Origin of the sequence: Halomonas sp. SIMBA_159, assembly GCF_046536035.1 — a bacterium.
Taxonomy (GTDB): Bacteria; Pseudomonadota; Gammaproteobacteria; order Pseudomonadales; family Halomonadaceae; genus Vreelandella; species Vreelandella venusta_A.
Window position 1 is genome coordinate 1 of record NZ_JAWJBT010000846.1, and the last position, 262, is coordinate 262.

The following is a 262-nucleotide window of genomic DNA, read 5'->3' on the forward strand; positions in this document are numbered from 1 at the left end:
GCGATTCTCGAAGCTCGTTTTCGGCGCGAGTCCGTGGCGCATCAGTCGCTCGGACGCGGGGCAACCGTTCTATTGCGTCATACTCGAAGGCGGATGCCGCATCGCGATCGACGGGCACGATCCAATCGAATTGACGTCCGGCGATTTCGTTCTGATTCCCGCAGCCTACGGCGTCGCCATGTCGAGCCTTCAGCCTCCGCCGCCGGGCATCGAGACGCCCGCGCCCATCGCGCTCGGAAATGGCGAGTTCAGAATCGGCGCG

The 262-nt window shown here is 64.1% G+C and carries 1 protein-coding gene; it reads left to right on the forward strand.

Annotated features, from left to right (window positions below; translation table 11 throughout):
• Positions 1 to 262 (forward strand): cupin domain-containing protein (locus R0J87_RS21620; RefSeq protein ID WP_498888870.1); only part of this gene is annotated, 262 nt, incomplete at both ends.